This is a genomic window from Moorena sp. SIO3I6 (assembly GCF_010672095.1).
The window spans coordinates 1-1,093 of record NZ_JAAHHU010001660.1; the positions used below are offsets into that span (position 1 = coordinate 1).

Here is a 1,093-nt window from a genome sequence, read left to right on the forward strand (position 1 = left end):
ATTGGTACGGCATTAGCGGTACGCCTAAAAGCTTTTGGAATGCGTCTTGTTGCGGTTCGGCAACACCCAGAACGTGGTGCGTTACCAGAAACAGGGATAGAAAAAGTTTACGGCTCTAATGCTCTTTGTGAAGCGTTATCAATTGCTGACTATATTATCTTGTGTGCCGAGTATACTAAAAACACTCATCATCTGATTAATCACAACACACTGGCAGCAATCAAACCTGGAGCATTTCTCATCAACGTAGCACGGGGTGGTTTAGTGGACACAGATGCCTTAGAAGCAGCACTAGAGAAGGGACATTTAGCAGGAACTGGTCTTGATGTAGTTGACTCCCCCACGGATTCTCTTCGTCAGCAAAACGTAATTATTACTCCACACATTGCTGCCATAACCGACGTAAGTTACGATGGTATTGCGGCTGTGGTGATTGATAACATTAGACGCTACGCACGAGGTGAACAGCCACGATACACCATCAACACGCCTCATAAGTTACGACGCTGAGAGTCATTATCTGTCTCAATTCCCAACCCGGATGCAATTCCGGTACTTCCAGCACATCCCCATCCTCTAGCACAAGCATTACCTGATTGAGACGATAAACTTCCATGGTGCGAGTTCTCGGATCCACTAACACCCCAATTTTAGTTCCCAATTCCAGAAATTCCTGGATCTTCCGGCGTAATTTAGTCAAACTATCAGTTCTAGATTTAACTTCAAACATCAAGTCAGGTGAATGCTTACGTCAGCTGACGGTCAACGGCTGACCACTGAATGTTAAGTAGGTGGAATAGCATTAACATCAGAATAATTGAGTATTTTCTGATCTACTGTCACTATAGAACAATTAGATAATCTCGCCGTTGCGACAATTATTCTATCTGCTGGGTCTTTGTGAAAATCACCTGGTAGTGATTGAGCATCAACTGCGATCGCAGGAGTGATAGGCATCAGAATAACTCCTTCTTGTGCTAGGGCAATTTCAAACCATTCTTGAATAGATACCGGAAGAATTATCCTTCCTGCACGCTTCTAGTCTTGCTATCTCAATAAGACTTATCGTACAAACTCCTAATCCATTTGGTCA

Annotated in this window: 3 protein-coding genes; 1 reads left to right on the forward strand and 2 read right to left on the reverse strand. The window is 43.5% G+C overall.

Going from position 1 to position 1,093, the window contains the following annotated elements:
• The coding region (locus F6K49_RS52080) for an NAD(P)-dependent oxidoreductase (RefSeq protein WP_293110892.1) at nucleotides 1–510 on the forward strand (510 nt) is incomplete at its 5' end.
• Here the strand turns inward: F6K49_RS52080 and F6K49_RS52085 are convergent.
• Both F6K49_RS52085 and F6K49_RS52090 read right to left on the reverse strand, forming a co-directional pair.
• Nucleotides 482–730, reverse strand: a complete 249-nt coding sequence (locus tag F6K49_RS52085) for a Uma2 family endonuclease (protein WP_366514385.1) — start codon at nucleotides 728–730, stop codon at nucleotides 482–484. The two genes, F6K49_RS52080 and F6K49_RS52085, sit on opposite strands and share 29 nt — an antisense overlap.
• 53 nt (nucleotides 731–783) lie before the next feature.
• A complete protein-coding gene (locus F6K49_RS52090) occupies nucleotides 784–1,023 on the reverse strand; it encodes a type II toxin-antitoxin system VapC family toxin (protein WP_366514386.1) in 240 nt (79 codons plus the stop codon).
• Nucleotides 1,024–1,093: the final 70 nt, after the last annotated feature.

What these genes read in the sequence shown, in the direction of transcription:
- F6K49_RS52085 (WP_366514385.1), bottom strand. Translation starts at nt 730, where the DNA reads ATGTTTGAAGTTAAATCTAGAACTGATAGTTTGACTAAATTACGCCGG.